The organism is Serratia sp. AKBS12 (genome assembly GCF_024793895.1).
Lineage (GTDB): Bacteria > Pseudomonadota > Gammaproteobacteria > Enterobacterales > Enterobacteriaceae > Serratia_F.
The window spans coordinates 163,008-189,169 of sequence record NZ_JANUSB010000011.1 but is presented as its reverse complement, the minus strand read 5'-3'; the positions used below and the strand labels follow the sequence as shown (position 1 = coordinate 189,169).

The window sequence follows — 26,162 nt, the reverse complement described above, 5'->3', positions numbered from 1 at the left end:
GATTTTTTCTCTTTCGTCCCGGCCGCTTTGTGAAGTGAATCACTTGCGCCGTGTCGATGGAGGCGCATTATAGGGAGCCGGTTTAGAATAACAAGGATTAATATTCACTTTTCTTCCGACCGCTCACTATTCAGTCACAATGCCGATTAAATCCGCTTTTTAATCGCCTCGGGCAGGTCAGCCAGGCTATCGAGCACCCAATCCGCCTGTTTTTCACCGTCTTCGGTTACCGGTTTACCGGTGCGCACCAAGACTTTCGTGCCAACGCCCGCTGCCGCCGCCGCCAGCATATCTTCCACTTTATCGCCAACCATATAAGAAGCAGCCATATCAATGTCCAATTCTTGCTGTGCTTGCAACAGCATGCCCGGCTGCGGTTTACGACAGTCACAGGTTTGACGGTATGCGTCTACCGAGGCATCAGGTAAATGTGGGCAGAAGTAAATACCATCGAGATCGACCTCGCGGTCGGCCAGCGACCAGTCCATCCATTCGGTCAGCTGCATAAACTGCTCTTCGCTGAACATACCGCGCGCGATGCCGGACTGGTTGGTCACCAACACCAGGGCAAAACCCATTTTTTTTAGCTCACGACATGCATCAATCACACCGTCAATAAATTGGAAATTATCGATTTCATGGACGTAGCCATGATCGACATTTATCGTGCCATCACGATCTAAGAAAATAGCTGGAACGCGTTGTGTCACCGGTTTACTCCTGAGGACCTGAAAACGCACACAGTATCGCATGTTTGCCCTATGCTGAGAACGTTAGAGAACAACCTTGCCCGTTGACTTGGACGTCTAGACGCCTTAACATCTGAGCATACCTTGGTTCCACGCCAGGGTTTACTTTTATCTAGCCACGGGCAACCACGCTAAAATAAGAAGAATATGATTAAACTTTCTAACATTACCAAAGTGTTTCAGCAGGGTTCGCGCTCCATCACTGCGCTGTCAGACGTGACTCTCCACGTCCCTGCCGGTCAGATCTACGGCGTTATCGGTTCCTCCGGCGCCGGTAAAAGCACGCTGATTCGCTGCGCCAACATGCTTGAGCGCCCTACCTCCGGCCAGGTACTGGTTGACGGGCAGGATCTGACCTCGCTGTCGGAAAGCGAACTGACTCGCGCCCGTCGCCAGATTGGCATGATCTTCCAGCACTTTAATCTGTTGTCCTCCCGCACGGTATTTGGCAACGTTGCGCTGCCGCTGGAACTGGATAGCACCCCGCGCGCGGATGTCAAAAAGCGCGTCAGCGAATTGCTGGAGCTGGTCGGCCTGTCAGACAAGCATGACGCCTACCCCGCCAACCTGTCCGGCGGGCAAAAACAGCGCGTGGCGATCGCCCGTGCGCTGGCCAGCAACCCCAAGGTGCTGCTGTGTGACGAAGCCACCAGCGCACTGGACCCGGCGACCACCCGTTCCATTCTGGAACTGTTGAAGGACATCAACCGCCGCCTCGGCTTGACCATTCTGCTGATCACCCATGAAATGGACGTGGTAAAGCGCATTTGCGATCAGGTTGCCGTTATCAGCCAGGGCCAATTGATTGAAAAAGACAGCGTTAGTGAAGTGTTCTCACATCCCAAGACGCCACTGGCACAGCAATTCATTCAATCCACGTTGCATCTGGATATTCCTGACGACTACGCATTGCGTCTGAGCCCGGACCGCACCGGCGATCGTCAACCGCTATTGCGCCTGGAATTCACCGGCCAGTCGGTCGATGCACCGCTGCTGTCGGAAGCCGCTCGCCGCTTCAACGTCAACAACAACATTATCAGTGCGCAAATGGATTACGCCGGTGGAGTAAAGTTCGGCGTGATGCTGGCCGAGCTGCACGGCAGCGATGAAGACGCACTGGCGACGATTAAGTTCCTGCAAGAAAATCAGGTAAAAGTAGAGGTTCTGGGTTATGTCTGAGGCAATGATGTGGTTAATGGCGCGTGGCGTATGGGAAACCGTCATGATGACCTTTGTCTCGGGTTTCTTCGGTTTTGTCATCGGCCTGCCGGTTGGCGTGCTGCTGTATGTTACCCGCCCGGGACAAATCATCGCCAACCCGGCGCTGTATAAAGTGTTGTCGGGCCTGGTGAATATTTTCCGTTCTATACCCTTCATCATTTTACTGGTGTGGATGATTCCCTTTACCCGCATGATCGTGGGCACCTCGATTGGCCTGCAGGCGGCGATAGTGCCACTCACCGTTGGCGCGGCCCCGTTTATCGCCCGCATGGTTGAAAACGCGCTGCTGGAGATCCCGTCTGGTCTGGTTGAGGCCGCACGCGCCATGGGGGCAACCCCAATGCAAATCGTCAAGAAAGTGTTGCTGCCCGAAGCCTTGCCGGGCCTGGTCAACGCCGCCACCATTACCCTGATTACCCTGGTCGGCTATTCGGCGATGGGCGGCGCGGTCGGCGCTGGCGGCCTGGGACAAATTGGTTATCAGTATGGATACATTGGTTATAACGCTACAGTTATGAATACGGTATTAATATTACTGGTAGTACTGGTTTACCTGATTCAGTTCTGTGGCGATCGAATCGTTAAAACCGTTACCCATAAATAAGTTTCACAGCAACGCGCTCACCGGCGCATTACTTATGCGAGTCTAAAGAGGAAGAGATATGTCGTTAAAACTTAAATCCATCGCGGCAATCGGCGCACTGATCGGCACTCTGGCTCTGACAGGCTGCGGTCAGGATGAAAAAGATCCAAACCATATCAAAGTGGGCGTTATCGTCGGCGCCGAGCAGCAGGTAGCGGAAGTGGCGCAAAAAGTCGCCAAGGACAAATACGGTCTTGACGTTGAACTGGTGACCTTCAACGATTACGTACTGCCAAACGAAGCGCTGAGCAAGGGCGATATCGACCTGAATGCCTTCCAGCACAAACCTTACCTGGATCAGCAAATCAAGGATCGTGGTTATAAACTGGTGTCGGTCGGCAATACCTTTGTGTATCCGATTGCCGGTTATTCCAAAAAAATCAAATCGCTGAGCGAACTGCAACCGGGCTCGCAAATTGCCTTGCCTAACGACCCAACCAACCTGGGCCGTTCACTGCTGCTGTTGCAACAGGAAGGTTTGATCAAACTGAAAGACGGCGTTGGCCTGCTGCCAACCGTGCTGGATGTCACCGAGAACCCGAAAAACCTGAAGCTGGTCGAACTGGAAGCGCCACAGCTGCCTCGTTCACTGGACGATCAGCAGATCGCGCTGGCAGTTATCAACACCACTTATGCCAGCCAGATTGGCCTGACCCCGGCGAAAGACGGTTTGTTTGTTGAAGGCAAAGAGTCCCCTTACGTCAACCTGCTGGTTTCCCGTGAAGATAACAAGGACGCAGAAAACGTGAAGAAATTCGTTCAGGCTTATCAGTCTGATGAAGTTAACGACGCTGCCAACAAAATCTTCAACGGTGGTGCGGTAAAAGGCTGGTGATTCAATGGCCAAACGGTCGAGAGAATCTGGGCTGACATCCGAATAAACCTCGGCTAACAAGCCACACCACGCTATTTTATTCCTATAATTGCAAGACGGGCTGCGGCCCGTCTTGTTATTTCCACCATAGATTGCTTCAATAGCGCCACTTTATTTTATCAAAGGCAGAGGAATTTCCATGCGTGCTTTACCTCTCTGTTTGTTAGCACTGACGCTGGGTGGCTGTTCCATGCTGCGTACCGAGCCAACCTCAACAAACAGTACCAGCAAACCAACGGCGACTACGCCAAGCAAAACCACACCTGCAGCGCGCCCGGCGCCGGTCAAACTGTATAAAAGCGCCGAAGAGCTGGTCGGCAAGCCGTTCCGCGATCTGGGAGAGGTATCTGGCGAGTCTTGTCAAACCACCGTCCAGGATTCACCGCCGAACATGGCAACCGCACGTAAACGCATGCAGATCCGTGCGTCCTACATGAAGGCCAACGCCGTATTACTGCACGACTGCCAGATTGTCAGCGGCGTAGCCGGTTGTTATCAACAAGCCGTTTGCCAGGGTTCTGCACTTAACGTCTCGTCCAAATGACCGAGTTCGTCTTTAATCAGATCGGCACTATCCGTTCACCGTACAAGGAAAAATTCGCCGTACCCCGTCAGCCGGGACTGGTGGAAGACGGTGGCGGAGAGCTGGTTCTCCTGCCGCCTTACAACCAGGCAGAGGCGGTTCGCGGTCTTGGCGATTTCAGCCATCTATGGGTGATGTTTATCTTCCATCAAACCATGGACGGCGGCTGGCGGCCAACCGTGCGCCCGCCACGCCTCGGCGGCAATGCCCGCGTGGGCGTATTTGCCACCCGATCGACCTTTCGCCCCAACCCGCTAGGCATGTCACTGGTTGAGCTGTCCGGCATCCGCATTAAAGGCAGCGAAGTGGTACTGGAACTGGGCAGCCTGGATCTGGTTGACGGTACGCCGGTGGTGGATATCAAGCCCTATCTGCCGTTTGCTGAAAGCCAGCCGCAGGCGATAGCCGGTTTTGCACAGGATGCCCCGCCAGCCGATATGCCGGTGTGCTTTTCGCCGCAGGCGGAACAGCAGCTGAACGACAATCTGGCACGCTACCCCAACCTGCGCCGTTTTATCAGCCAGGTACTGGCGCAAGACCCGCGCCCCGCCTACCGCAAAGGCGAGAAGAACGAACGTGATTACGCGGTCTGGCTGCTGGATTTCAACGTGCGCTGGCGGGTGGTTGACGGGCTGAGCGAAGTACTTTCACTCGAACGCCGTTAAATTTCCTCGCTCTCTCTTTTGACAACCGGCACACGCTGTTAAACTAAACCACTTTTGACTATTTTGGCCGCCACTCTGGCTGCCCGTTGCAACTTGCAGTTCTAACGGAACCAAAACACCATGCGTACTAGCCAATATCTGCTCTCCACTCTGAAGGAGACACCTGCCGATGCCGAAGTGATCAGCCACCAACTGATGCTACGCGCCGGGATGATTCGCAAACTGGCCTCCGGTCTTTATACCTGGCTGCCGACCGGCCTGCGGGTTTTGAAAAAAGTTGAGAACATCGTTCGCGAAGAAATGAATAACGCCAATGCGATCGAAGTTTCCATGCCGGTGGTGCAACCTGCGGATCTGTGGCAGGAAAGCGGCCGTTGGGAGCAGTACGGTCCGGAATTGCTGCGCTTTGTCGACCGCGGCGAGCGTCCGTTCGTGCTCGGCCCGACCCATGAAGAAGTGATTACCGATCTGATTCGCAATGAAATCAGCTCTTACAAGCAGCTGCCGCTGAACTTCTTCCAGATTCAGACCAAGTTCCGCGACGAAGTTCGCCCACGCTTTGGCGTCATGCGTTCACGCGAATTCCTGATGAAGGACGCTTATTCGTTCCATACCACTCAGGAATCATTGCAAGCGACCTACGATGCCATGTACCAGGCCTACAGCAAGATTTTCAGCCGTATGGGCCTCGACTTCCGTCCGGTACAGGCGGATAACGGCTCGATTGGCGGTAGCGCGTCCCATGAATTCCAGGTGTTGGCCGCCAGCGGTGAGGACGATATCGTCTTCTCGACCGGTTCCGATTACGCCGCCAACATCGAACTGGCCGAAGCCGTCGCGCCGGCGCAGCCGCGTGCGACAGCAACCGAAGAACTGCGCGTCGTTGATACGCCAAATGCCAAAACCATCGCCGATCTGGTTGAGCAATTCCAGCTGCCGGTAGAAAAAACCGTCAAAACGCTGCTGGTGCACGCCACAGAAGAGAGCGGCCATAAACTGGTTGCCCTGCTGGTGCGCGGCGATCACGAACTGAACGAAATCAAGGCCGAGAAGCTGCCACAGGTGGCCGCACCGCTGACCTTCGCCAGCGAAGAAGAAATTCGCGCCATCGTCGGTGCCGGTCCAGGTTCGCTAGGTCCAATCAACATGCCGATTCCAGTGGTGATAGACCGCAGCGTAGCGGCCATGAGCGATTTCGGTGCCGGCGCCAACGTTGACGGCAAGCACTACTTCGGCATCAACTGGCAACGCGACCTGCCGCTGCCGCAGGTGGCTGATATCCGTAACGTGGTTGAAGGCGACGCCAGCCCGGACGGTCAGGGCACCTTGCTTATCAAGCGTGGCATCGAAGTGGGCCATATCTTCCAGCTCGGCACCAAATACTCGGAAGCGATGAAAGCGACCGTGCAGGGTGAAGACGGCCGTAACCAGCTGTTGGCCATGGGCTGCTACGGCATCGGTGTTACCCGCGTGGTGGCGGCTGCCATCGAGCAAAACCACGACGACCGCGGCATTATCTGGCCAGACGCCATTGCGCCGTTCCACGTTGCCATTCTGCCAATGAACATGCACAAGTCATTCCGCGTGCAGGAACTGGCGGAAAAACTGTATGCCGAACTGCGCAGCCACGGTATCGACGTTATCCTCGACGATCGCAAAGAGCGTCCGGGCGTGATGTTCGCGGATATGGAGTTGATCGGCGTGCCGCACTCGATCGTGATCGGCGACCGCAATCTGGATAGTGACGAGATCGAATACAAAAATCGTCGCGTCGGCGAAAAACAGATGATTAAAACCGGCGATATCGTTGAATATCTGCTGGCGCAGATCCAACGTTAATCTCGACGCCGTCGCTATCTCGTAATCGACAGCCCAACAAAAAACCCGCCTTGGCGGGTTTTTTTCGCGTTTCGCTTATCGGCTGGCGCAGTTCTGGTTTTTATCGAACCTGATTTGCCCGTCCGGCACCAGCGCTTTCTCCATCTGCCCCTCTTCCATCGACGGCTGTACGCTAAAGTGGCCGTTCAGCATCAGGAATACCGGCTCGCCGCCTTCGGCACCGGCCTTGGCATAGCCTTGCTCCAGCGCCAGGTTATTGGCCACCGGGAAGGTCTTGCCGGTGGCGCAGTCTTTAAATACCGCCGCATCCGCCATGTAACGATAGCTGCCACGCAGCGGCATTGGCGTGTTCGGCAGTTTTTTCTCTACCGGCTGCAAGCGGTAGTTCAGCGTCGAGTCGATCGGCGCGCCGCTTTGATCCAACAGCTCCAGGTCCTTGCCTTGCGGATGGAAATAACGTTTTTCGCCGTTGTTATCCGTCAGCACCAGCTTGTCGGCGGTGCGCGCCCAGCTACCGTAGCTGGCATACGCGCGATCGCCATCCTTACCGCCAAGGTAGGTTTCCTGCAGGATGAAGGTCCCGTCTTCATCAAGGAATAATGAGGTTTCCAGACCAGAACAGTCGGCACAAGGCAGTACGCCCTGATAACTTTGCTGCATGGGCTGCAGCGGTTGTTCCTTGGGCTGATAATGATTGTTACAGCCTAATAAAGAGAGTGCGCCTGCGGCTAGAAACAGCACGATTGTTATTTTCTTCACAGTTATTCTCCTACTGCGCTCTTCCCTTCAATAATGACGGGAATAACCCAAATTCCTTACGGGCGGACCTTGCCACGCAACGCTTTTGTCGCGCCTTTGCGCACCTTGTTTTCCAGCCGGCGTTTTTTTGCGCCTTTACTGGGTTTGGTCGCTTTGCGTGTTTTTTCCACCACCATTGCCTGACCAATCAGCGCCACCAGACGAGCCAGTGCCGCTTCGCGATTTAATTCCTGACTACGGTATTCCTGAGCCTTGATAATCACCACACCGTCGCCGGTAATCAAATGGTGATTAAGCGCCAATAGCCTGTCTTTATAATACTCTGGCAGGCTGGAGGCCCGGATGTCAAAGCGCAAATGGATGGCGGTTGAGGTTTTATTCACATGCTGGCCGCCGGCGCCTTGCGCGCGAATGGCCGTGAGTTCAATCTCGTGGTCCGCTATGGCGACGCTTTTTGACAGCTCGAGCAACGGTTACCCCTGCGCCTGTTGCCACTCGGCAAACTGGATTTCCAGACTATTCTGAGCATCAGACAGCCAGATAGTTCCCTCCTGCAACGTTGCTTGCAGCGTCATGTTGCGATTGGCCAGCGCCGTCAGACGAGCCAATTGTTCATCATCCAGAAACCGAATGCTCAGGTTTTTGTGATTAGCAACTTTACTTTGCATCGACTGCCACCACACGCGAGCGGCCCGTTCGCCATAGGCATACACCACCACCCGTGGCGACTGGTTACAGGCTTTTTTGATACGCTTTTCATCCGGCAGCCCCATTTCGATCCACATTTCCAGACCGTTATGGTCATTACGCTGCCAGATTTCCGGTTCGTCGTCGGCGCTAAGCCCTTTGGTAAACGTCAGCCGTTCGTCAGCGTGGCAAATCCACGCCAGCAGGCGCAGCATCATCCGCTGTTCGGTCTCTGATGGATGCTGAGCAATGGTCAGCATAGCATCATGATAGAAGTGACGATCCATATCGGCGATATTGACCGTGGCTTTATAAATAGTTGCTTTCAACGCCATGGGTAACCTCATTATTTTCAGGGCACAGTGTACTTGATTTCACCTGTTTCCGCTGAGAAAGCTCGGCGTTGTCGATATGGTACGGTGCTGATAACTTAATAACACCTGTGCTATAGTCGTCTAGGATAGGTTAACACTCTGAGAGCCTGAATTTCATTGCATCAGGGCCGTCAATGACGTAGAGGTTCTTAAGGGAGGTAACTGTGCAACAATACAGCGAGTTAGTACGCCGTTTTTACGCCGAGATAGGCAGTGGGGATCTTGGCTACGTGCCCGATGCGCTAGCATGTGTATTAAAGGCATTGGACGATGTTGCTGCGAATAGCGCACTCCCGTCCTCCGTTAGGGAACAGGCGGCCTTTGCCGCCGCTAACTTATTGGTGAGCGACTATGTTGATGAATGATGAGTACCAATCCATCAATTGCGATGACTATGAAAGCCTGGAACTCGCCTGTCAGCATAACTACATTCTGACGCTGGAGTTACGCGACGGAGAAACGCTTGAAGGCAAGGCCAGCGAGCTGAAGTTTACCAAGGGCGTCGAGTATCTGATTATCGATCAAAGCGGCAGCGCGCGTAGCCTGCGCCTGGACCACATCAAGAGTTTCAGTCATCCGCAAATCGGTACCGTGGTCGTCAGCCTTTCGGACTGAGCCACACGGTAACCCCATCCCACAGGGCAGCCAATGGCTGCCCTCGTCATTTCTGCACTGGTCGTCGTTAGGGTTTCAGACTGGCGTAATACGCCGCCAAATCGGCGATGTCCTCGTCCGACAATCCGGAAACGTACGCCCGCATCACTTCCGCCTGACCACCGGAACGGCGGCCGCTTTTATAGGCCTGCAACGCGTGCTCCAGGTACATGGCATTTTGCCCGGCAAGATTAGGGTACATCGGCACCGACACTTTGCCGGTCGCACCGTGGCAGACGAGGCAACTGGCTGATTTATCCTTACCGGCTGCGGCATCGCCAGCGGCCAGAGCCGGCAGGCTGAACACGGCGAGCGTCACCGTCAGAGCACTGACAAATTTCATGGTTCTTCCTTTGGGATACTTATTTTTTATTCCAGCGCAGCCGCCATACAGGGTCATCCGCCACCGGTTGTCCAGCCTCGGTGATAAAAACCCCTAATGCGGCAATCAGGCAATCATCATAATAGATCAACGGAATACGTTCACGCTGCCAGGGCGCAATCGCCAATTCCTGCCACAGTTTTTTAGCCGAACGCGAGTGCCTACGCCCCGCGATGCGCAACCTGCCGCTGACGCCAAAACGCACGTTCACCGCCTGCTGCGGCTGCGGTGCGCGCACGATAATCTCCCCTTCGCCACGACTGATGCTGCCCAGGCCATCCGGCAAACCGAGCGTCGCCGCGTCGAGCCAGGGCAAATGCACCGTGCGCAGATCCGCCAGCGGCGGCAGCAGGTACAGACGCTGGCGGTAACGGCGAATCTGATAATGGGCCAGCTGCAGCTGTGGTTCCGCGTCGTCGCGCGCCAGTGCTACCTCGTCCCACAGCCGTTGCAACTGCTCGCGCGATGGCATGGTGAAACCAGCGCGCGCTATCCAGCGGCGCAGCAATGCAAAGCGCCGCGGGGCAGAACAGGCCTGTAACCCGTCGATGGCAATCGCCTGCTCTTGGTCAGTCAACGCCTGCAACTGCTCCGCCAGCAGTTCGTCAAGCAACTGCTCTTGCTCCGCACACAGGCTGGCGCTGCGGGCAGCAGCAGAGGCAAAATGCGGCCAGCGTTGCGTCAACAGTGGCAGGACCTGCAATCGCAGAAAATTACGGTCAAAACGTGCATCCTGATTGCTATCATCCTCGATCCAGTCTAGTTGGTGCCGCTCGGCATACTGTTCCAATTGCTGGCGACTCACGCCGAGCAGCGGACGCAGCAACGGGGAGTCGCCCAGTGCGCCGAGCGTCGCCATTGCCGCCAGCCCCGCTGGCCCGCTACCGCGCTTTAGCGCCAGCAGAAAGGTTTCGCACTGATCGTCGAGATGCTGTGCCGTCAGCAGGGCTTCTCCGGTCGACAGCGTCTGTTGCAGCGCCCGGTAGCGCGCCGTGCGCGCCGCCGCCTCCAGCCCACCGTCGCGCCTCTCCACCTGGACATACTGCACCACCAGCGGCACCTGCCAACTGGCACACTGCCGCTGGCAATGCGCGACCCAGTCATCGGCCAGGGCGCTCAGGCCGTGGTGCACATGCACCGCTCGCAGTTGCAGCTCCGGCTGCCGTTGGCGAAGTTGCACCAGCAGGTGCAGCAATACGCTGGAATCCAGCCCGCCGCTGAACGCCACCAGCCATTGCCGGTGCTCGCCCAGCTGTTCTGCGAGCTGCGTCACTAATTGATTGGTCTTCATTGTTCGGCTTTATCACATCCACATTGCTGCACGGTAACCCTGCCGCCCCCGAACAATCAAGCATTAACCACCCGGCCAAGGCGGCGGACGACCATCCACCAACCGACCAGTACGGCAATCACCACCAACGCACTGCCGGCCGCCCCCCAGCCAATCTGGCTGAACATGCTGCCGTAGGCCTGGATCGCCGCGCCGCCGATGCTATCTTGCGTCATCTGGTTAGCGATAATGCCCGCCAGGTAATTGGCCACCGAACCGGTCGCCAGCATATAAATGCCGGTCAGTACGCCGGTGGCACCAGGGATGTTCAAGCGAGTGATCTGCGCCATTGCCACCGGATCGATAAACAGTTCGGCGAAGCCCATCATGGCCAAGCCGGCAATCATCAGCCCCATCGATGCCTGCCCGTTAATTTGCCCCAGCCGTGCGTTGAGCGCCATCAGCATAAACCCCACGCCGATCAACAGCAGTCCAAAGGCAAATTTGCACCAAATACGCAACGTACGATTACCCTCGCCCTCCGCGCTCAGCAACCAGGCCAGCGCCACGCCGCCAAGCATCACCGCAAAGGCGTTCACCGACTGGAATAATGCGGTGGGTACCTGCCACGACAACCAGCGTCGATCGACGAAATGATCGATAAACAGGCTAATCGAACTGCCGCCCTGCTGAGCAAATGCCCAAAACAGCGTACCCACCAGCATCAGTATGACGATCTGCCACAGCGCACGCCGCTGCGCCGCATCCACCCGCCACAGAATGCGCGCCACCAGCGTTACCGCAGCCAGGCACACCAGAACCAGCAAATAACCGGCCAGGTCGTGAATAAACAAAAAGGTAAACAGCAGCGGCGACAGCAACAATGCAATCAGCAGCCAGCCCCAATGCGGCAAACCACCCGTTTTGCTGCGCATCAATGCGACATTGGCGCCACGGGTATGCTGAAAATGGCGGCTGCCGGACAGAAATATCATTAGACCGGCAAACATGCCGATACCCGCCAGGGCAAAGCCAACGTGCCAACCGTAATGCTCCGCCGCCAGTCCACAGGCGATCGGCGCCAGGATCGAGCCGACGTTGCCCGCAGCGTACAACAGCGAAAATCCCCCTTCGCGGCGCGGATCGTGCGGTTGATACAGCTCGCCCAGCAGGCAGCTGATATTGGATTTGAACAGGCCATAACCGCAGACGATAATCGCCAGCGCCAGATACAGCGACTGGCTGGAAACCGCGCTCAGACCAAGAACCACGTGGCCGAGCGTCATCAGCGCCGCACCGGCAACCACCGCGATGCGATTGCCCAGCAGGCGATCGGCAAGCCAACCGCCGAGAATCGGCGTAACATAAACCAGAGAAGCGTAGGCGCTGTAGAGATTGATGGCATGGCTGTCAGAATAGCCGAGTTGGTGGGTCAGATAGAGAATAAGTAACGCACGCATGCCGTAAAAGCTGAAATATTCCCAAATTTGTATCGCTACGACATAGTAGATTGCGCGCGGCTGTGAGGGTGTTTTCATGGTTTTCTCCCATCAGTCGATGAACTGCACGGCAAAAGGGAAGCGCGAACGCTTCCCCTCTGTACCCGTCATCATCACGCTGCCCTCACGTTGCCTGCACTTTTACGCTTCATGGACTTGCGTCTATTCATCGCCAGTGTTCTCAGCCGCCTTGATGCATCGTCAACCATGTCGGGTACCGCTGGCCTTACTTATCGTTTTTCAAAACCTTAACGGTGTAGCGGCCATCCGCCTGCCGGTAGGCACCGTGGATATCGGTTTCGAAGCCCGGATAATGCGCGCCGATTTCGCACAGCATTTGCAGGAACTCCAGTACCGGCCGGCTTTCTTCGGTCAGCATTTCACCTGGCATGACCAACGGCACACCTGGAGGGTATGGCAGAATCATGTTGGCATTGACCTTGCCAACCATATCTTCCAGATACACTTCCTCAACCTCGCCATGCAGTTCTTTCTGGAATGCCTGATACGGGTTCATCACCATGGTTGGCAACACCTCGAAGGCGCGGTACATCAGATCCGGCAGGTTATGCTGCTCTACCAGTTGGTGGATATTGCGCGCCAGATCCTGAATGCGCATGTTTTCATAGAATTCAGGCGCTTCCTGATACAGCGACGGCAGCATGTTTTTCACCCGCAGGTTCAGATCGAACGAGCGTTTGAAGTCGGTCATGGCACGCAGCAGGCTGAGCGCCTTGGTTTTGTCGATGCCGATACTGAACAGGAACAACAGGTTATACGGACCGGTTTTTTCAACGATAATGCCGCGTTCATCCAGATACTTGGCCACAATACTGGCCGGGATGCCGAACGATTGCATCGTCCCTTCCTTGCTCATCCCTGGCGTCAGAATGGTCACCTTGATCGGGTCGAGATACATATGCTCGTTATCGATGTTTTTGAACCCGTGCCAGGCGCTGTCTGAACGCAGCGACCAGCATTCCGGCTCATCGATATGCTCCGGCTGCCAAACGTCAAAGAACCAACCGTCAGACTCAACGTTCAGTCGTTTGATCTCCTTGCGGAAGCGGATGGCACGTTCAATCGAACCGTTGATCAGACGCTTACCGGCATTGCCCTTCATCATCGCCGCAGCGGTTTCGGTCGACGCCACGATGCCGTAATGCGGTGAGGTGGTGGTGTGCATCATATAGGCTTCATTGAAGGTTTCTTCGTTGATGTCGCCCTTCACGTGGATCATCGATGCCTGTGAGAATGCCGCCAGCAGTTTATGGGTGGACTGGGTTTCATAAATCACCTTGCCTTCCACACGGCCGCCGCTCATACCACACTTGCCTTTATAAATCGGGTGGAAATTGGTATACGGCACCCAGGCAGAATCGAAGTGAATGGATTTAACGTCCAGGGTGTTTTTAATAAAATCGGTGTTATATAGCAGACCATCGTAGGTCGAGTTGGTGATCACCGCATGCACCGGCCAGGTCGCGTTTGGCGTTTCTTTTACCCGTTTGGCGATGGTAGCGCGGCTGAACTCGCTCTGCGGGATGCCGCCGAGAATGCCGTAGGCATTACGGGTTGGTCGGAAGTAGATCGGCGTGATGTCGCTCATCATCATCAGGTGCGTCAGCGATTTATGGCAGTTACGGTCAATCAGCACCGTGCTGCCCGCCGGCGCCGAGTACATGCCGACGATTTTGTTGGCGGTAGAGGTGCCGTTGGTCACCATGTAGCTGCGTTCGGCGTTGAACACACGGGAAATATACTCCTCTGCTTCTTTGTGCGGGCCGGAGTGATCCAGCAGCGACCCCAGTTCCGATACCGAAATAGACACGTCAGACTTCATGGTATTGGCGCCAAAGAAATCATAAAACAGGCTGCCGACCGGGCTTTTCTGAAACGCGGTGCCCCCCATGTGACCAGGGGTACAGAAGGTGTATTTGCCTTCTCGCACGTATTTGAACAGTGCCTTGGTCAGCGGCGGCAGAATGGTATCGATGTATTCATCGGTGTTTTGCTTGATTTTGGCAGCAATGTCCTGCGCCGCGCCCAGCGCGTATTCAAAGAAACGTACCTGCATGCGCAGATCGTTCAGACTGACGTCGAGCGTCGAGTAGGTATTGGCAAAGGCGTAAAGCGGCATGTATTCATTGAGCTGGCTGATTTCTTCACACAACTCCAGATTGTATTTATCCCAGTCGAAAATCACCCCGCACAGACGGGCATTATTTTCGATCAGTTTGAGCAGGTCTTCGCGATCGTTAGGATAAACGATGCGGAAATCCAGTCCTTCCAACGCCTGATGCAGTTCACGGATCGGCTCTTCTTTAAAGTAGACACCCATGTGATTCATGATGGCGATAACGTTCATAAGCATTTCTCCTGGCAAAGCAAGCCGCTTCCCATCACGAGACAGGTCGGAAAGAAGAGGCTGGGGTAATATCGGTCGGTCAGAGGCGGTGGATCAGTGCGCTTTGGCCGCTGCGTTGTCTTCAAGGGCCGCCGCGTTGGCAACCTGACGGGTATTCATTTTCCGGGCGTAGAACATCAGGATGATCAGGCTGACGATAAAGGTGCCGGACAGTTCGAACGAATTGGCACCCATCAAGGCGATGAAGCAGAAACCACAGCCGCAGATGGAAGCGATCAGACTCAGCAGGTTGCGAACGTTGACGCCTTCGAAGCGAATCAGGTCTACGCATGAGTAGAAGTAAGGCAGCATGGTCAGCAGTACCGCGATGCCGGTCAGTTCACCAAACAGGTCGGATGCCTTGCCGCCGTTGGAGCTCATCAGGGTGATCAACACCATCAACGCGGTCATTTTGCAGCTGGCCAGCAGCAGGCCTTTCTTCGGTATGCCGTTTTTATCCAGTTCGCCATACACTTTCGGGAAGTTACCGTCATTGGCTGCGCGAACCCCGGCCTGGCCTACCAGCATCATCCACGAGCCCAGCGAGGTCAGGCAGGCGAAGGCGGTGAAGGCAGAAACCATTGGCGCAGCCCAACCGCCCATAATGGTGGACGCACTGATGGCGAACGGTGCGCCGCTGGCGGCCATTTGGCTGGCAGGGTACATGCCGCTCAATACCTGGGTGGCGGCGATATAGATAATGCCGGCCAGACCGGTACCCAGCATGGTGGCCAACGGTACGGTGCGTTTCGGATTTTTTACCATGCCGGTGCTGACCGCAGCGGATTCCACGCCGATGAAGGCCCACAGGCACAGCAGGATACTTTTGACCACCGCGTGACTGTCAGTGGTTGTGGAGGTATTCCAGTTCGCCTGATAGGTAGCGACGTCAAACCAGTGCCAGCCGGCAATGGCGGTCACTACAATCGGGATCAGCACCAGCACCAGCCCGAGTGTGGTCAAACGGCTGACCCAGGATCCGCCTAGCAGATTGACAAAGGTAAATACCCAGACGATGGCGATACAGGCAATACCTGCCGGTACCGGATTATTCAGCGCGGGGAAGAAGGTGGAGAGGTAGGAAACGGCGGTAATGCCGATGGCCAGATTGCCAATCCAGTTGGCATGGTAATACAGCACGCCGGTCTGGAAGCCGAAGGCCGGCGATATTTCCCCGGCATAGGCAATAGGACCACCCTGCTGTGGGTTTTTAGTCGCAAGCCGGGCATAAACATAGGCCAACGACATCGCACCAATAATAGATATCACCCAGCCCCAAATGGCAATGGAGCCGATACTTGCCAGGTTCGCGGGTAATAACGCAATCCCGCTCCCCATCATATTCCCGGCGACCACGCCGGTGCAGGCAATAAGCCCTATCTTCTTGGATGAAGCCATGTCTGTTCTCCTGAGTGTCATTTTTTATAAGACGGGGCGATAAACCAACCATCAGCACCCCGACTTGATGCTCAGAATGTTAAACAGACGAGAATATAAAATCCTAAAGATAAAGTGATATTACGCTCATGTTCATACAAATGATAACTTGAGGTTTCGCAGTAACATATAAAGATGCCAAGCGCATATCAAGAAAAGGTAAACAGCCAACAAAAACAGCATATTAGTTAAGTTAAAAAAATTAACAAATGAAAAAAACAACAATCTACCAGACGCTTATTAAATTACATAACGACAACAAAACGCCACAATAAATATAACGCTCTCGGCAGCGCTGCGCTCGTCGAGAGCCATGATAAGGTCATTTATCGGCGTCGTAATGAGCTAAATAAGGAACAACGGCAGAAATTGAGGTTTGGAATATGCCATTTGTTATCCAATGCAAGGTGTTTTCCCCAGGGCGCAAATTGAAAGCGGTGATATAAGAATCTGCTGCTAAATGATTTCGCCCCTGCATTTCATAAACCTTGCCCAGCAGAACATAATTAATCCATGACATTTGCATGTCGATAGCCTTATTTATTGATCGGTAGGCGTCGTCGATTCTCCCCTGCCCCAGCGCTTCCACGGTATATATCTGCTGCAAGATAGGACTGTCTTGCAATTGCGGTAGGCCTTCCAGCCGCTTGATTTCATCACGCAGTTGCTGCGACTGCTGGCTGTCAAACGGTTGATATGAGTTTCTTAATACGTCAACCAGCGCTTTTTCTGCCCCGCTATAGACAAAATCAGGCGCGCTTTTCATCAGCGCGCTGAGCAGTTCGCTGGCACGCGTCAGGGAATCTGCGTCTCCCTGAATCAGCAGCTGATGCGCCTGATAAAACTGCTGCAAGGCCGGCCCCTGCTGCGGAAGTACAGCGTTCAGACGCTTTAGCAACTGCGGCGGCCACGGCTGTTTCAGCGCCACCGACATACTGTTTAGCAAATCGGCCTGGATCTTGAGCTGATTGTCCGTAGTAATAAAGTAACGTTTATCCAGCATGATTGCGCTATCGGCGTTATCCACCAGCTTTACCGACAGGAAGCATTGCTGGGCGCGGTAGTGACGCTGATTGACGAATTCGATGGTCAGCGATTTACCCGAGCTGCTCGGCCCGCCGTAGTTATAGTTGGTGTGATCGTGAACCAAAAAGGTGGAGTAGGTATTGAGCGAATCGGCAATCAGTTCACTGAGGCCAACCACGTAGGAAAGCTGCGGCATCCAGTTGCTACAGCTGTTGCCACCCTGAATGCGGATATCGATATCACGCGGATTAAGCAGCATCGGCATGGTTGCCACCGGCACCCGCGGCGACAAGGTAGCAATACCGACAAACGCCACGCAGGCGCTGAGTGCGGCCAGGAAGCTCAACCATACCCAAAATGGCGAGCGTTGATAAAATCGCGTGCCGCTACGCGCCGATTCGACCGGTTTTGCCGTCGGCCGTGGCGGAATATAGTCTTGCACCTCATCCTCGCCGCCATCTTCCGGCTCATGGGTAATTACTGCCACCTGCGGCGCTGCCGGCGGCGGTAGCTCACCTTCTTCACACCACATGACCTGTGCAGCCAGCTTATAACCACGCTTAGGCACGGTGACAATATATTCACGACCGTTGCCGTCACCGTCTTTCAAATACTTGCGCAGTTCGGAAATGCTCTGCGTCACCACATGATTGGTGACGATATTGCGTTTCCAGACGTTATCGATCAGTTCATCACGACTCAGCACCACGTCCGGATGCTGAGCAAAATAGAACAACATATCGATTAAACGTGGCTCCAGCGTCTTCTGACGCCCATCACGGCTGATTTGATTATTTGCTGGAGTAACCAGCCACTCTCCGACGCGAAATACAGGCTGTTGCATGGCGGAAATAACTCAAAGGGGACACGAAGCAAGCGCGCGATGATACCATAACCGCCTGCGACTTGGGCTGCGCCATATCGATTAAGCATTCATTGTTCATATAACTCTAGCGGCAAGCCGTCGGGATCGCTAAAGAATGTGAAGCGCGCCCCGGTATAAGGATCGACGCGTACCGTTTCGCATGCTACGCCGGCAGCCTGTAAATGCGCAATCGACTGCTCGATATCGTCGACGCTAAACGCCAGATGGCGCAGGCCGCAAGCTTCCGGGCGGCTGACGCGCAGCGGTGGTGACGGGAAGGAAAACAGTTCGAGGGTATATTGGCCATTCAGCGCCAGATCGGCCTTCCAGGAGTCGCGCTCCTGGCGATAAAACTCGCCTTGCAGGGTAAAGCCCAGTATCTGGCAATAAAAGTGCTTACTGACGGCATAATCGGACGCAATGATTGCAATGTGATGCACCTGACGTAAAGCCAACATGCTAACTCCTGATGTAAGGTTGGATGAGCTACGTTAGGCGATGAGTCCAACCAAGGTCAATTGGCAAAAGGCCGAATAGCAAAAAGCCCCGCTGAGACGGGGCTTGAAGCAATACCGTAGTTAACCCGGCAGATCTGCCAGCGCCGCACCAAAGTTGATATGTAACACCTGTCCATCCACCACCAGCGCAGGCACGCTTTTTACCCCAGCCCGTTCGGCATCGGCAATATAGGCCGGCTGCTCGCCCAGATGCACCACATTCACTGCGACATCATCACGCAGCAGTGCCAGCAACTGCTGTTCTGCACTCACGCAAACCGGGCAACCGGCATGATAGAAAACGGCTTTAGTCATGTTAATTCTCCTTGTTGTGACCCTGTGGGTAAGTTGACCCTCACCCATTTAGTTTCGAATCAAAACCAAATGCACGATAAGGTCATCCCTGCCGCTTGTCAATATAGTTTTCAATCGATACTATCTAGCGACAATATTGAGGGGATTATGCTGACACTGTTTGATTTGCTGGAACGTCTGAATAGCCTGCAGCGCAGCTGGCTGCGCAGTCATGAGGAGCTGGCCGCCCTGCCGCCGGTGCAGTTGAGTGCGCTGTATTATCTGGCGCGCTGCAATCACTATTCCAACACGCCGATGGCGGTGGCGGATTACCTTGGACTCACCAAGGGTACGGTGTCGCAGTCGCTAAAAAAATTAGAGAGTAACGGACTGATCGCCCGGATGGCGGACGTTAAAGATCGCCGCAGCGTACGATTGCAGCTGACCGACAAAGCGCGTGAATTGATGGACGCGCTGTTTCCACCGGCCTATCTGCGCGAGGCGCAGCAGGCGATGGGCAACGACGGCGATAACCTGTTGGAATTACTGACGCAGTTGCTGCGCCAGTTACAAAAACAAGGCGACGCTGCGCTGTTCGGTGAGTGCCACCGCTGCCGCTACCATCAACGGCGCGAAGGGCACGGCTTTTGCGGCCTGACGCATGAGTCGTTACCGCACGACAGCGAGCGGCTTATCTGTCGCGAGTTTGCCTGAATCACAGCGGATCTTTCAGCACCTTCACCAGATAGCGCCCGTCGTCGGTCAGCTTGGCACCATGAATGTCGGTTTCAAACCCTGGATAACGCTCACCAATCGAACACAGCATCAGCAGAAAATCCAGCACCGCGCGGCTTTCTTCGGTGATCATCTCTCCTGGCATCACCAACGGCACTCCTGGCGGGTATGGCAAGATCATGTTGGCCGCCACTTTGCCGATCAGTTGATCTATTTCACAGGTTTCAACGTTGCCGCGCACCTGCTGCTGGAACATCTGATGTGGGGTCAGACACATCTGCGGCAAAACGTCGAACGCGCGTTGCATCAGGCGCGGCAAGTCGTGCTGGCAAATCAGCCGATGGATGCCGGCGGCCAGATCCTGGACGCGCATATTGCGGTAGAAGTCGGGGTCTTCAGCGTATAGATCCGGCAGCATGTTCTTCACCCGCAGGTTAAGATCGAAAGCGCGTTTAAAATCGGTCAAACCGCGCAACAGGCTCATCGCCTTGGTTTTATCAATACCGATGCTGAACAGAAACAGCAGGTTATAGGGACCGGTTTTTTCTACCACGATACCTCGCTCGTCGAGATACTTGGCCACCAGCGCCGCCGGAATACCGCTTTCCGCCAACCCGCCCAACTCATTCATGCCGGGTGTCAAAATGGTCACCTTGATCGGATCGAGGAACAGATGATCGCGGTCGGTGTTGCCGAAACCATGCCAGTTTTCGTCTGGCGACAGCGCCCAGCATTCGGCCTGATCGATCTCCTCTGGTTGCCAGATGTCAAAGAACCAGCCGTCGCTTTCCGCTCGCAACCGCTGCACCTCACGGCGGAAATGCAGCGCGCGCTCTACCGAGCGGTTGATCATGCGCCGCCCCGGATTGCCGCGCAGCATCGCCGCAGCGGTTTCCATCGATGCCACAATGCCGTAATGCGGCGAGGTGGTGGTGTGCATCATATAGGCTTCATTGAAGGTGCCTTCATCGTAATCCCCCTTGATATGTATCATCGAGGCTTGGGAGAACGCCGCCAATAATTTGTGCGTCGACTGGGTTTCGTAGATCACCTTACCGGCGATACGCTCGCCGCTCATACCGCTCTTGCCGGCATAGATGGGGTGAAAATTGGTGTAAGGCACCCAGGCGGAGTCAAAATGGATCGACGGCACCTCCAGCGTCTGCTTGATAAAGTCGGTGTTGTACAGCAGGCCGTCATAGGTGGAATTGGTGATCACCGCATGCACCGGCCAACTGGCATTGGCGGTTTCTGCAATGCGACTGCTGATACTCTCCCGGCTGAACTCCCGACGTGGGATGCCGCCGAGAATACCGTAGGCATTACGCAGCGGGCGCAGGTAAATCGGTACGATATCGCTCATCATCAACAGATGGCACAGTGACTTGTGGCAGTTGCGGTCAATCAATACCGTGCTGCCCGCCGGCGCCGCGTACATGCCGATAATCTTGTTGGCCGTCGAGGTGCCGTTGGTCACCAGATAGCTCTGCTCGGCGTTAAAGGTCCGGGCGATATACTCCTCGGCCTCCAGGTGCGGGCCGGTATGATCGAGCAGCGAGCCCAGTTCGGTCACCGAAATCGACACGTCGGCCTTTAGCGTATTGGCGCCAAAGAAGTCATAGAACAGACAGCCGACCGGGCTTTTCTGGAACGCGGTGCCTGCCATATGGCCAGGCGTACAAAAGGTGTATTTTCCTTCCTTGACGTAGGTGAACAGCGCCTTGGTCAGCGGTGGCGTGATGGTATCCACGTATTCGTCGGTGTACTGGCGGATGCGCTGGGCGATATCCTGCGCCGCATTCAGGCCGTACTCAAAGAAATACAGCACCATGCGCATTTCATGCAGGCTGACGTCGAAGGTGGAATGGGTGTTGATGAACGCATACAGCGGCAAGTATTCATTCAGCTCGTTGATTTCGCTGCACAGTTCCAGACTGTACTCGTCCCAGTCGAAAATCACGCCGCAGATGCGCGCATTGTGTTCAATCAGCTTTAGCAGGTCTGCACTGCCTTGCGGATACACCAGTTGAAACCCCATGACAGACAGCGCCTGGTGCAGCTCGCGTATCGGTTCATCTTTGTAGTAAACGCCCATCGGGCTCATGATCGCGATAATATTCATCGTGCTGCTCCTGTCAGTAAACGGCCAATACAACCTTATAAAGCATAAAGCAAAATAGGCAGACATAAAAAAACCGCCCGGAGGCGGTTTGGTGTGGCAGGCGCTTATCAGCAGTAGCCGTAGTTCATCAGGCGCTGATAGCGGCGATTGAGCAACTCTTCGGTGTTCAACCCGTCGAGATCGGTCAGATCGGCCAGCAGTTGTGCCTTCAACGATGCGGCCATCGCCGGTACGTCGCGATGAGCCGCGCCCAGCGGTTCCGGGATCACCGAATCAATCAGCTTCAGTTCTTTCAGACGCGGCGCGGTGATGCCCATCGCTTCTGCGGCGATTGGCGCTTTGTCAGCGCTTTTCCACAGAATCGAGGCGCAGCCTTCCGGCGAGATCACCGAGTAGGTGCTGTACTGCAGCATATTCACTTTGTCGCCAACGCCGATCGCCAACGCGCCACCGGAGCCGCCTTCGCCGATAACCGTACAGATCACCGGTACCTGTAGACGCGACATCTCACGCAGGTTGCGAGCAATCGCTTCCGACTGGCCGCGCTCTTCTGCACCCACGCCCGGATAGGCGCCCGGGGTGTCGATGAAGGTGATGATCGGCATATTAAAGCGTGACGCCATTTCCATCAGGCGCAGCGCCTTGCGGTAACCTTCCGGTGCCGGCATACCGAAGTTGCGGCGGATTTTCTCTTTGGTTTCACGGCCCTTCTGATGTCCGATGATCATCACCGGCCGACCGTCCAGACGCGCGATTCCACCGACGATCGCCTTGTCATCGGCATAGGCGCGGTCGCCGGCCAACTCTTCGAAGTCGGTAAAGATGTGTTTGATATAATCCAGGGTGTAAGGACGGCGCGGGTGGCGTGCCAATTGGGCAACTTGCCAGGCCCCAAGATCGGAAAAAATCTTGCGCGTCAGCTCAACGCTCTTTTCACGCAGGCGCTGAACCTCTTCGTCCAGATTAATATCTAATTTTTCGTCTTGACGGCTGACTGCAGTCAGCGAGTCAATTTTCGCTTCCAGCTCTGCAATCGGCTGTTCAAAATCAAGAAAATTCAGACTCATAGCATTCCTATTTTAGTCAAATTCCAGTTCCACCTGCTCATTGCCTACCAAAGTCCGCAAATCTATCAACAAGCGGTCGGTGGGCGTCACGCGCCAGGTTGCGCCAAAACGCAGCTTGGCCCGCGCGTCGATCCGTTGATAGTAGAGATGCACTGGAATCGTCCCCGAGCGATGGGGTTCCAACGACTGACGGAGACGGTTCAAAAGCTGGTCATCAATTTGCCTGTCAGTCAGCGAGATAGCAAGCCCGCGAGCGTATTTTTCACGTGCTTCGCTGATGTCCATTAGCTCACGGGCGGTCATTTTAAGTCCGCCGCTAAAGTCATCAAAGCTGACCTGTCCACTGGCAATCAGGATACGGTCTTTTTCCAACAAATGCTGGTATTTTTCCAACGCATCGGTGAAAAGCATCACTTCCAGACGCCCGGAACGGTCATCCAGCGTACAAATCCCGATGCGATTGCCGCGCTTGGTGACCATTATCCGCGCAGCGACCACCAAGCCAACGGCGGTGGTCATTTTGCCCCGATCCGTCGGGTGCATGTCTTTCAAACGCTGGCCACCGGCGTAACGTTCGATTTCCTTAAGGTACTGGGTGATCGGATGGCCGGTCAGATACAGCCCCAGCGTCTCCCGCTCACCGTCCAGTACCACCTGCTCTTGCCACGGGGCAACGTTGGCATAAGATTGCTCAACCTGCTCCGGCGCTTCCGCCAGCACGCCAAACATATCAACCTGGCCGATGGCCTCGGCTTTGGCATGCTGATCTGCCGCTTTCAACGCATCACCGAGCGAATTCATCAGCGCAGCACGATGCGGTCCCAGGCGATCAAACGCCCCAGACATGATCAGCTTTTCCAGAATGCGGCGGTTCAGCTTTTTGATATCAGAACGCGCGCAAAGGTCGAACAGATCCTTGAAGTAACCCTGTTCGCCGCTGTTGCGCGCTTCAATAATAGCTTCAATTGGCCCCTCACCCACACCTTTAATCGCGCCGATACCGTAAACGATTTCGCCGTCGTCATTGACGTGGAAGTGATATTGACCGCTATTGATGTCCGGCGGCAGGATTTTTAGCCCCATCCGCCAGCACTCGTCCACCAGCCCTACCACCTTGTCGGTGTTGTCCATGTCGGCGGTCATCACCGCCGCCATAAACTCGGCCGGGTAGTGCGCCTTCAGCCACAGCGTCTGATAAGACACCAGCGCATAGGCCGCGGAGTGGGATTTGTTAAAGCCGTATCCCGCGAACTTCTCAACCAGATCGAAGATCTTGATCGACAGTTCACCGTCAATTCCCCGCGATTTCGCTCCATCTTCAAAGCCGCCACGCTGCTTGGCCATTTCGACCGGGTTCTTTTTACCCATTGCACGACGCAGCATATCCGCGCCGCCCAGCGTATAGCCAGCCAGCACCTGGGCAATCTGCATCACCTGTTCCTGATACAGAATGATGCCGTAGGTTGGCTCCAATACCGGTTTCAACGACTCATGCTGCCATTGAATGTCCGGGTAGGAGATCTCTTCACGACCGTGCTTACGGTCGATAAAGTTATCTACCATGCCAGATTGCAACGGCCCCGGACGGAACAGGGCCACCAGGGCGATCATGTCTTCGAAGCAGTCAGGTTTCAGGCGCTTGATCAGGTCTTTCATGCCGCGCGATTCAAGCTGGAACACCGCAGTGGTTTCCGAACGTTGCAGCATATCGAAGCTTTTCTTGTCGTCGAGCGGGATCGCTGCAATGTCAATCGGCGGCAGATCGGTCTTGGCACGCCGCTTGTTGATCATCTCCAGCGCCCAGTCGATGATGGTCAGGGTACGCAGGCCGAGGAAGTCGAACTTCACCAACCCGGCGTATTCCACGTCGTTTTTATCGAACTGGGTAACCGGATGGTTGCCTTCCGCATCGCAATACAACGGGGCGAAATCGGTAATTTTGGTCGGTGCAATCACCACGCCACCGGCGTGCTTACCGGCGTTACGCGTTACCCCTTCCAGCTTGCGCGCCATGTCGATCAGCGCCTTGACCTCTTCGTCCGCTTCGTAGATTTCCGGCAACTGCGGTTCGGCGGCAAAGGCCTTTTCCAGCGTCATGCCCGGATCGGGCGGCACCAGTTTCGAAATGCGATCGACAAACCCGTATGGATGCCCCAGCACGCGACCAACGTCGCGAATTACCGCTTTGGCCGCCATGGTGCCGAAGGTAATAATCTGCGATACCGCTTCGCGGCCGTACATCTCCGCCACGTGCTCAATCACCAGATCGCGTTTTTCCATGCAGAAGTCGACGTCGAAGTCGGGCATCGAAACACGTTCAGGGTTAAGGAAACGTTCGAACAGCAGATCGAACTCCAGCGGGTCGAGATCGGTGATCTTCAACGCATAGGCTACCAGCGAACCGGCACCCGAGCCTCGCCCGGGCCCTACCGGCACGTTGTTATCCTTCGACCACTGGATGAACTCCATTACGATCAGGAAGTAGCCGGGGAACCCCATCTGGTTGATGACCTTCAGTTCGGTATCCAGACGCTCATCGTATTCTGGCCGGCGCTGCGCACGGACTTCAGGATCGGGGAACAGGAACTCCAGACGTTCTTCCAGCCCCTCTTTGGATTTGGCCACCAAAAAGTCTTCGGTAGTCATATCACCGGTTGGGAATTGCGGCAGGAAGTATTCACCCAGACGAATGGTGACATTACAGCGTTTGGCAATTTCAACGCTGTTGATCAACGCTTCGGGAATATCGGCAAACAGCTCGCACATTTCGTCTTCGTTGCGCATATATTGCTGCGGGCTGTAATTGCGCGGACGTTTGGGGTCATCAAGGGTGAAGCCGTCGTGAATCGCCACGCGGATTTCATGGGCGTCGAAGTCATCTTCGACCAGGAAACGCACATCGTTGGTCGCCACTACCGGTAAATCACGCTCGTTTGCCAGGGCTACCGCAGCGTGCAGATAGTTTTCTTCATCCGGCCGCCCGGTGCGGATCAGTTCAAGGTAGTAGTTATCAGGGAAATACTGCTGATAGAACGCCAGACATTGCTCGACCTGCGCGTGGTTGCCGCGCAGCAGAAATTTGCCAACGTCGCCCATCCGCCCGCCGGACAGCAATATCAGCCCTTCTCGGTGCTCTACCAGCCAGTCACGGTCAATGATCGGACCGGCGGCGCCGTAACCGCGTTGATAGGCGCGGGAGATCAGCAACGTCAGATTCTGATAGCCGTCGTTGTTGGCGGCCAGTACGGTCAGCTGCGCCAGCTCATCGCCCAGCACATCGCTTTGCACGTTGAAATCCGCGCCGATGATCGGCTTGATACCGGCACCGTGAGCGCTGCCATAAAACTTGACCAGACCGCACAGATTGGTGAAATCGGTGATTGCCAGGGCCGGCATGGCTAACGCAGCGGCTCTTTTCACCAACGGCCCGATTTTGGCGAGCCCATCGATCATCGAGTAGTCGCTGTGAACGCGTAAGTGAATAAAACGGGGTTCGGCCATATCCTGATACCA

The 26,162-nt window shown here is 55.2% G+C and carries 24 protein-coding genes; 9 read left to right on the top strand and 15 right to left on the bottom strand.

Going from position 1 to position 26,162, the window contains the following annotated elements; genetic code table 11:
- Positions 1–146 precede the first annotated feature (146 nt).
- The gene (gene gmhB / locus NYE85_RS09485; protein ID WP_259004482.1) at positions 147–710 is read right to left on the bottom strand and encodes a D-glycero-beta-D-manno-heptose 1,7-bisphosphate 7-phosphatase; all 564 of its coding nucleotides are present in this window, start codon (positions 708–710) and stop codon (positions 147–149) included.
- Between the two features lie 186 nt (positions 711–896).
- Here gmhB and metN point away from each other — a divergent pair, with 186 nt between their 5' ends.
- From metN to proS, 6 genes are all read left to right on the top strand, one after another.
- A complete protein-coding gene (metN, locus tag NYE85_RS09480) occupies positions 897–1,928 on the top strand; it encodes a methionine ABC transporter ATP-binding protein MetN (RefSeq protein WP_259004476.1) in 1,032 nt (343 codons plus the stop codon).
- The gene (locus tag NYE85_RS09475; RefSeq protein WP_259004475.1) at positions 1,921–2,574 is read left to right on the top strand and encodes a methionine ABC transporter permease MetI; all 654 of its coding nucleotides are present in this window, start codon (positions 1,921–1,923) and stop codon (positions 2,572–2,574) included. The genes metN and NYE85_RS09475 overlap by 8 nt, the downstream gene beginning before the upstream one ends.
- Before the next feature lie 58 nt (positions 2,575–2,632).
- Entirely contained in the window at positions 2,633–3,448 is an 816-nt protein-coding gene (locus tag NYE85_RS09470) for a MetQ/NlpA family lipoprotein (RefSeq protein ID WP_259004474.1), read from the top strand.
- 178 nt (positions 3,449–3,626) lie between these two features.
- Positions 3,627–4,031: an Rcs stress response system protein RcsF gene (rcsF, locus tag NYE85_RS09465; protein WP_039991820.1), complete on the top strand. Its 405-nt coding sequence runs from the start codon at positions 3,627–3,629 to the stop codon at positions 4,029–4,031.
- Positions 4,028–4,735 carry a tRNA (N6-threonylcarbamoyladenosine(37)-N6)-methyltransferase TrmO gene (tsaA, locus tag NYE85_RS09460; protein ID WP_259004473.1) on the top strand — a complete coding sequence of 236 codons (708 nt, stop codon included), beginning with the start codon at positions 4,028–4,030 and terminating at the stop codon, positions 4,733–4,735. Before rcsF ends, tsaA begins: the two co-directional genes overlap by 4 nt.
- Before the next feature lie 120 nt (positions 4,736–4,855).
- A complete protein-coding gene (gene proS / locus NYE85_RS09455; RefSeq protein WP_259004472.1) occupies positions 4,856–6,574 on the top strand; it encodes a proline--tRNA ligase in 1,719 nt (572 codons plus the stop codon).
- A gap of 75 nt (positions 6,575–6,649) precedes the next feature.
- Here proS and nlpE read toward each other — a convergent pair whose 3' ends face one another.
- From nlpE to NYE85_RS09440, 3 genes are read right to left on the bottom strand one after another with little or no spacing between them, the layout of a single operon-like run.
- On the bottom strand, positions 6,650–7,333 hold the full coding sequence (gene nlpE / locus NYE85_RS09450; RefSeq protein ID WP_259004471.1) for an envelope stress response activation lipoprotein NlpE: 684 nt from the start codon (positions 7,331–7,333) through the stop codon (positions 6,650–6,652).
- A 56-nt stretch (positions 7,334–7,389) separates the two neighbouring features.
- Positions 7,390–7,803 carry an alternative ribosome rescue aminoacyl-tRNA hydrolase ArfB gene (gene arfB, locus NYE85_RS09445; RefSeq protein ID WP_259004470.1) on the bottom strand — a complete coding sequence of 138 codons (414 nt, stop codon included), beginning with the start codon at positions 7,801–7,803 and terminating at the stop codon, positions 7,390–7,392.
- Positions 7,804–7,806: 3 nt separating this feature from the next.
- A complete protein-coding gene (locus tag NYE85_RS09440; RefSeq protein WP_259004469.1) occupies positions 7,807–8,355 on the bottom strand; it encodes a YaeQ family protein in 549 nt (182 codons plus the stop codon).
- Between the two features lie 203 nt (positions 8,356–8,558).
- Here NYE85_RS09440 and NYE85_RS09435 point away from each other — a divergent pair, with 203 nt between their 5' ends.
- Both NYE85_RS09435 and rof read left to right on the top strand, forming a co-directional pair.
- Positions 8,559–8,759: a YaeP family protein gene (locus NYE85_RS09435; RefSeq protein ID WP_039992600.1), complete on the top strand. Its 201-nt coding sequence runs from the start codon at positions 8,559–8,561 to the stop codon at positions 8,757–8,759.
- On the top strand, positions 8,746–9,009 hold the full coding sequence (gene rof, locus NYE85_RS09430) for a Rho-binding antiterminator (RefSeq protein WP_039991819.1): 264 nt from the start codon (positions 8,746–8,748) through the stop codon (positions 9,007–9,009). Before NYE85_RS09435 ends, rof begins: the two co-directional genes overlap by 14 nt.
- 67 nt (positions 9,010–9,076) lie before the next feature.
- Here rof and NYE85_RS09425 read toward each other — a convergent pair whose 3' ends face one another.
- The 8 genes from NYE85_RS09425 to NYE85_RS09390 all read right to left on the bottom strand — a co-directional run bounded on the left by NYE85_RS09425 (position 9,077) and on the right by NYE85_RS09390 (position 18,746).
- Positions 9,077–9,391, bottom strand: coding sequence for a cytochrome c (locus NYE85_RS09425; protein WP_259004468.1), 315 nt, complete (start codon positions 9,389–9,391; stop codon positions 9,077–9,079).
- Positions 9,392–9,410: 19 nt separating this feature from the next.
- Complete coding sequence (gene tilS, locus NYE85_RS09420; RefSeq protein ID WP_259004467.1) at positions 9,411–10,721, bottom strand: tRNA lysidine(34) synthetase TilS; 1,311 nt, start codon at positions 10,719–10,721, stop codon at positions 9,411–9,413.
- A 56-nt stretch (positions 10,722–10,777) separates the two neighbouring features.
- Positions 10,778–12,238, bottom strand: coding sequence for a dipeptide permease DtpD (gene dtpD, locus NYE85_RS09415; protein WP_259004466.1), 1,461 nt, complete (start codon positions 12,236–12,238; stop codon positions 10,778–10,780).
- Positions 12,239–12,425: 187 nt separating this feature from the next.
- Complete coding sequence (gene cadA, locus NYE85_RS09410; protein ID WP_259004465.1) at positions 12,426–14,567, bottom strand: lysine decarboxylase CadA; 2,142 nt, start codon at positions 14,565–14,567, stop codon at positions 12,426–12,428.
- A gap of 93 nt (positions 14,568–14,660) precedes the next feature.
- Positions 14,661–16,004 (bottom strand): cadaverine/lysine antiporter, encoded by a 1,344-nt coding sequence (cadB, locus tag NYE85_RS09405; protein ID WP_259004464.1) that lies wholly within the window; start codon positions 16,002–16,004, stop codon positions 14,661–14,663.
- Positions 16,005–16,365: 361 nt separating this feature from the next.
- The gene (cadC, locus tag NYE85_RS09400) at positions 16,366–17,913 is read right to left on the bottom strand and encodes a lysine decarboxylation/transport transcriptional activator CadC (RefSeq protein ID WP_259004463.1); all 1,548 of its coding nucleotides are present in this window, start codon (positions 17,911–17,913) and stop codon (positions 16,366–16,368) included.
- A gap of 89 nt (positions 17,914–18,002) precedes the next feature.
- On the bottom strand, positions 18,003–18,392 hold the full coding sequence (locus NYE85_RS09395; RefSeq protein ID WP_259004462.1) for a VOC family protein: 390 nt from the start codon (positions 18,390–18,392) through the stop codon (positions 18,003–18,005).
- Between the two features lie 120 nt (positions 18,393–18,512).
- Positions 18,513–18,746: a glutaredoxin domain-containing protein gene (locus NYE85_RS09390; protein WP_259004461.1), complete on the bottom strand. Its 234-nt coding sequence runs from the start codon at positions 18,744–18,746 to the stop codon at positions 18,513–18,515.
- Positions 18,747–18,893: 147 nt separating this feature from the next.
- On the opposite strand from NYE85_RS09390, the gene NYE85_RS09385 reads away from it, so the two are divergent.
- Positions 18,894–19,439: a MarR family winged helix-turn-helix transcriptional regulator gene (locus NYE85_RS09385; RefSeq protein WP_259004460.1), complete on the top strand. Its 546-nt coding sequence runs from the start codon at positions 18,894–18,896 to the stop codon at positions 19,437–19,439.
- Position 19,440: 1 nt separating this feature from the next.
- Here NYE85_RS09385 and NYE85_RS09380 read toward each other — a convergent pair whose 3' ends face one another.
- The 3 genes from NYE85_RS09380 to dnaE all read right to left on the bottom strand — a co-directional run bounded on the left by NYE85_RS09380 (position 19,441) and on the right by dnaE (position 26,150).
- Complete coding sequence (locus NYE85_RS09380) at positions 19,441–21,582, bottom strand: lysine decarboxylase LdcC (RefSeq protein WP_259004459.1); 2,142 nt, start codon at positions 21,580–21,582, stop codon at positions 19,441–19,443.
- A 107-nt stretch (positions 21,583–21,689) separates the two neighbouring features.
- Positions 21,690–22,649 carry an acetyl-CoA carboxylase carboxyl transferase subunit alpha gene (accA, locus tag NYE85_RS09375; protein WP_259004458.1) on the bottom strand — a complete coding sequence of 320 codons (960 nt, stop codon included), beginning with the start codon at positions 22,647–22,649 and terminating at the stop codon, positions 21,690–21,692.
- A gap of 12 nt (positions 22,650–22,661) precedes the next feature.
- Positions 22,662–26,150, bottom strand: a complete 3,489-nt coding sequence (gene dnaE, locus NYE85_RS09370; protein ID WP_259004481.1) for a DNA polymerase III subunit alpha — start codon at positions 26,148–26,150, stop codon at positions 22,662–22,664.
- Positions 26,151–26,162: the final 12 nt, after the last annotated feature.

Excerpts from the sequence above, each read along its gene's own strand:
- rcsF (WP_039991820.1), top strand. The coding sequence starts at position 3,627 with ATGCGTGCTTTACCTCTCTGTTTGTTAGCACTGACGCTGGGTGGCTGT.
- NYE85_RS09475 (WP_259004475.1), top strand. The coding sequence starts at position 1,921 with ATGTCTGAGGCAATGATGTGGTTAATGGCGCGTGGCGTATGGGAAACC.
- metN (WP_259004476.1), top strand. The coding sequence starts at position 897 with ATGATTAAACTTTCTAACATTACCAAAGTGTTTCAGCAGGGTTCGCGC.
- NYE85_RS09380 (WP_259004459.1), bottom strand. The coding sequence starts at position 21,582 with ATGAATATTATCGCGATCATGAGCCCGATGGGCGTTTACTACAAAGAT.
- dtpD (WP_259004466.1), bottom strand. The coding sequence starts at position 12,238 with ATGAAAACACCCTCACAGCCGCGCGCAATCTACTATGTCGTAGCGATA.
- NYE85_RS09425 (WP_259004468.1), bottom strand. The coding sequence starts at position 9,391 with ATGAAATTTGTCAGTGCTCTGACGGTGACGCTCGCCGTGTTCAGCCTG.
- NYE85_RS09470 (WP_259004474.1), top strand. The coding sequence starts at position 2,633 with ATGTCGTTAAAACTTAAATCCATCGCGGCAATCGGCGCACTGATCGGC.
- tilS (WP_259004467.1), bottom strand. The coding sequence starts at position 10,721 with ATGAAGACCAATCAATTAGTGACGCAGCTCGCAGAACAGCTGGGCGAG.
- NYE85_RS09440 (WP_259004469.1), bottom strand. The coding sequence starts at position 8,355 with ATGGCGTTGAAAGCAACTATTTATAAAGCCACGGTCAATATCGCCGAT.
- NYE85_RS09385 (WP_259004460.1), top strand. The coding sequence starts at position 18,894 with ATGCTGACACTGTTTGATTTGCTGGAACGTCTGAATAGCCTGCAGCGC.
- NYE85_RS09390 (WP_259004461.1), bottom strand. The coding sequence starts at position 18,746 with ATGACTAAAGCCGTTTTCTATCATGCCGGTTGCCCGGTTTGCGTGAGT.
- accA (WP_259004458.1), bottom strand. The coding sequence starts at position 22,649 with ATGAGTCTGAATTTTCTTGATTTTGAACAGCCGATTGCAGAGCTGGAA.
- dnaE (WP_259004481.1), bottom strand. The coding sequence starts at position 26,150 with ATGGCCGAACCCCGTTTTATTCACTTACGCGTTCACAGCGACTACTCG.
- cadA (WP_259004465.1), bottom strand. The coding sequence starts at position 14,567 with ATGAACGTTATCGCCATCATGAATCACATGGGTGTCTACTTTAAAGAA.
- cadC (WP_259004463.1), bottom strand. The coding sequence starts at position 17,913 with ATGCAACAGCCTGTATTTCGCGTCGGAGAGTGGCTGGTTACTCCAGCA.
- proS (WP_259004472.1), top strand. The coding sequence starts at position 4,856 with ATGCGTACTAGCCAATATCTGCTCTCCACTCTGAAGGAGACACCTGCC.
- cadB (WP_259004464.1), bottom strand. The coding sequence starts at position 16,004 with ATGGCTTCATCCAAGAAGATAGGGCTTATTGCCTGCACCGGCGTGGTC.
- NYE85_RS09395 (WP_259004462.1), bottom strand. The coding sequence starts at position 18,392 with ATGTTGGCTTTACGTCAGGTGCATCACATTGCAATCATTGCGTCCGAT.
- tsaA (WP_259004473.1), top strand. The coding sequence starts at position 4,028 with ATGACCGAGTTCGTCTTTAATCAGATCGGCACTATCCGTTCACCGTAC.
- rof (WP_039991819.1), top strand. The coding sequence starts at position 8,746 with ATGTTGATGAATGATGAGTACCAATCCATCAATTGCGATGACTATGAA.